This window comes from Acidiferrobacteraceae bacterium, from assembly GCA_037388825.1.
Taxonomy (GTDB): domain Bacteria; phylum Pseudomonadota; class Gammaproteobacteria; order Acidiferrobacterales; family JAJDNE01; genus JARRJV01.
Genome location: JARRJV010000116.1, coordinates 1 through 3,592 on the forward strand (window position 1 = coordinate 1; position 3,592 = coordinate 3,592).

3 protein-coding genes and 4 tRNA genes are annotated in these 3,592 nt (G+C 61.2%); all 7 read right to left on the reverse strand.

Annotation, left to right across the window (positions count from 1 at the left end; all coding sequences use genetic code 11):
- On the reverse strand, window positions 1-105 hold a 105-nt coding region (locus P8X48_13025; GenBank protein MEJ2108228.1), incomplete at its 3' end, for a GTP-binding protein.
- 85 nt (window positions 106-190) lie between these two features.
- Window positions 191-266, reverse strand: a tRNA-Thr gene (locus tag P8X48_13030).
- A gap of 86 nt (window positions 267-352) precedes the next feature.
- Window positions 353-426 (reverse strand) — tRNA-Gly (locus P8X48_13035).
- Window positions 427-477: 51 nt separating this feature from the next.
- A tRNA-Tyr gene (locus P8X48_13040) sits at window positions 478-562 on the reverse strand.
- Between the two features lie 136 nt (window positions 563-698).
- Entirely contained in the window at window positions 699-2,969 is a 2,271-nt protein-coding gene (locus P8X48_13045) for an aconitate hydratase (GenBank protein MEJ2108229.1), read from the reverse strand.
- A gap of 28 nt (window positions 2,970-2,997) precedes the next feature.
- Window positions 2,998-3,073 (reverse strand) — tRNA-Thr (locus P8X48_13050).
- A gap of 62 nt (window positions 3,074-3,135) precedes the next feature.
- A partial coding sequence (locus P8X48_13055; protein ID MEJ2108230.1) for an SPOR domain-containing protein occupies window positions 3,136-3,592 on the reverse strand: 457 nt, incomplete at its 5' end.

The following is a 3,592-nucleotide window of genomic DNA, read 5'->3' on the forward strand; positions in this document are numbered from 1 at the left end:
CACCACGGTCAGGGCCGCGGTCAGCGTGGTCTTGCCGTGGTCGACGTGGCCGATGGTTCCGACGTTGACGTGGGGTTTACTACGTTCAAATTTTTCCTTGGACATCTTGGGTGCCTCGTGTCAAAGTCAATTCCGTATACGAAATCGTATCTTTATATACAGGGCCCGAACCGGGTCCGGACCGTTGTACTGGAGCCCATAACCGGATTTGAACCGGTGACCTCTTCCTTACCAAGGAAGTGCTCTACCGACTGAGCTATATGGGCAAATTCTGCGGATTTCCGGGCCGTAAACGCCGTTGCGCCCGCTCTCCGTACTTACCCAGCCGTCCTGCACTACCGACTCCAAACTCTGGAGCGGGTGATGGGAATCGAACCCACATCATCAGCTTGGAAGGCTGAGGTTCTACCATTGAACTACACCCGCCTTGGGTTCAAGGGGAACCGCGACCGCACCGCTTTCCCGCCCGCCGAGATATGGTGGAGGGGGGTGGATTCGAACCACCGAAGGCAGTGCCAACAGATTTACAGTCTGTCCCCTTTGGCCGCTCGGGAACCCCTCCCAAAGTAAGCCGCGCATTGTGAGGAAGGGGCGTTTCAATGTCAATAAAGAATCCGGCCCAAGGCACTGATTACCTTGCGCAAGAGGCAGCGCTTCCAATCGTGGGGCGCAATTATGCGACCAGCGGCGCCGGTCTATCAAGCCCCCGAGCGAATCCGGTTCAGGGCCGAGCCGGCCTGGAACCAGCCGATCTGCTCCAGGGTCAGGGTATGGTGCGTCTCGATGGTGTCTACACTCCCGTCTGCGTGGTGCATTTCCACTGTTACCCCTTTTCCGGGGGCCAGGGAGTCGAGGGCACGGAAGCTCAGGCGGTCATCCCGTCGGATCTTGTCGTAGTCCCCGGAATCGGCAAAGGTCAGGGGCAAAATCCCCTGTTTTTTCAGGTTAGTCTGGTGAATTCGGGCAAAACTGCGGGCAAGGACCACGCGCGCGCCGAGGTACCGTGGGCTCATGGCCGCGTGTTCCCGGGAGCTGCCCTCGCCCAGGTTTTCATCCCCGATCACCACCCAGCCCTGCCCGCGGGCCTTGTAGTCCCGCGCGATCTCATTCAAGGGCTGATTCTCGGCCGCGGTGAACACGTTGAATCCGGTCCCAGGCTTGTCCGAGAAGGCATTATTGGCGCCGGAATACATATTGTCGCTGATCCGGTCCAGATGGCCCCGGAATCGCAACCACGGACCGGCCGGGGAAATATGGTCGGTGGTGCACTTCCCTATCGCCTTGAGCAGCACCGGCAGGTCCTGATAGCCCGTGCTTTTGTCCACGGGCTCGAAGGGTTCCAGCAAGGCCAGGCGTTCACTGGCGGGGTCCACCTGCACGGTGACCGATGCGGAGTCGTCGGTCGGTGCTGCATAACCGCTCTCGCCGGCATCGAAGCCCCTGGCCGGGAGTTCCGGGGCCGTCGGCGGCTCCAGCTCGAAGGTGCCGCCATTTTCGGCAATGGCCTCGTGCAGGGGATCGGTGTCCAGTCGCCCGGTCAAGGCAAAGGCGGTCACGACCTCGGGGCTGGCGATGAAGGCATTGGTCCCCGGATTGCCGTCGTTGCGCTTCGGGAAATTGCGGTTGTACGAGGTCAGAATGGAATTCTGCTGCTCCTTGGCCACATCCGTTCGTTCCCATTGGCCGATACAGGGACCGCAGGCATTGGCCAGCACGGTTGCGCCAATGGCCTCGAGATCGGCCAGCAGACCGTCGCGCTCGATCGTGGCACGCACCTGCTCCGAACCCGGGGTTACAAGAAACGGCACCTTCGCCGTGAGGCCATGCTCGCGGGCCTGGCGCGCGATGTGGGCCGCACGGCCGATGTCCTCATAGGATGAATTGGTGCAACTGCCGATAAGGGCTGCCTTGAGTTCCGCCGGGTAGCCGTCGTTTTTCACGTCCTCGCGCAGCCGGGACACGGGTCGGACAAGGTCCGGTGTGTGGGGACCGACCACGTGGGGCTCCAGGGTCGACAGATCGATTTCCACGATCTCGTCGTAGTATTCCTCCGGTTTCGCCAGCACCTCGTCGTCCGCGCGCAGATGTTCCGCAACGCCCTCGGCCAGATCCGCAATCGTGGAACGCTCCGTTGCCCGCAGGTAGTCGGCCATGCGCCGGTCGAAGGGGAACACGGACGTTGTTGCACCCAGCTCGGCACCCATATTCGTTACCGTGGCCTTGGCCGTGCAACTGAGCGCCTCGGTGCCGGGACCGAAATATTCGATGATGCGGTTGGTGCCCCCCTTGACGGTCAACAGGCCTGCGAGCTTGAGGATCACATCCTTGCCGCTGGTCCAGCCGCTGGGGGCCCCGGTGAGCTTCACGCCCACGAGCTTGGGCCACAACACTTCCCAGGGCATGCCCACCATGACATCGACCGCGTCAGCACCACCGACGCCAATGGCCAGCATACCCAGGCCGCCGGCGTTGGGTGTATGCGAGTCCGTACCAATCATCAGGCCACCAGGAAACGCATAATGCTCCAGGATCACCTGGTGAATGATGCCGGAACCGGGATTCCAGAATCCCATTCCATATTTATTGGCGGCAGAAGCGAGGAACTCGTAGACCTCGTGATTGGTGTTCTCGGCCACCGCCAGGTCCTTGATCGCCCCGACCTTCGCGCGAATCAGGTGATCGCAATGCACGGTACTCGGTACCGCCACCTCGTCACGACCGGCGGTCATGAACTGCAGGATGGCCATCTGCGCGGTGGCATCCTGCATGGCCACCCGGTCAGGATGCAGGGGCGCCGTAGTTTCCCCGCGCACCGGCAACTCGTCGCCCTCCTGCCAGTGGGCAAACAGGATCTTTTCTGCCAGGGTCAAGGGGTGTGCGACACGCGGCCTGATCGCCTGCAGGCGCCGGGGCAGCTGTTCGTAGTAGGAGCGGATCATCGCCAGGGCGTCGGCCGGGTACTTTTCCATAAACTCAAATCTCGTTGTTGTTCCAAGCTGGAGCCCGCAGTCGGAATCGAACCAACGACCGTCTGATTACAAATCAGGTGCTCTACCAACTGAGCTATGCGGGCGGATTGCGAAGGACGCAAATTTTAACCCAGGCGTGGGCAGCCGCCAATGGAGAAACAGCGTCTTACGGCTGCGACACCGCGTTGCTGCAGGATGCCTGCTCAACCGTGATGTCGCTTGCGCTCCATTTCAGTGCACGAATGGACTCCAGCGACGCCTGCCCCGCCGGAATCTCCAGCCAGTAGCGATTGGTCACCTGTGTAATTGCGCGGGTGCGGGGATGGTAGTGATGCTTGCGCAGCAGGCTCCGTGTTTCCTTGATATTTGCCGCATTGCGGAACACACCAACCGAGACTGCGTTCTTGAGCTTGCCCTCCCGAATCAGCGCATTGTCCTTGATCCCGATCTTGCGCAGCCGACGTTGCGCCGCGGTCGCGGACCGGGTCGAGGAATAGGGCCCAAGATAGACCTGGAAGCTGATATCGGTCTTGGGTTCGCTACGCAAGGTGTAACGCAGGCCCTTCTTCTTGAGCCGGGTTCCCGCTTCGGTCGCCGGCGTCAACTTCTTGAATGAGCCAACC

Bases quoted from the DNA above. Each gene is read 5' to 3' on its own strand.
- P8X48_13045 (MEJ2108229.1), bottom strand. From the start codon at position 2,969: ATGGAAAAGTACCCGGCCGACGCCCTGGCGATGATCCGCTCCTACTAC.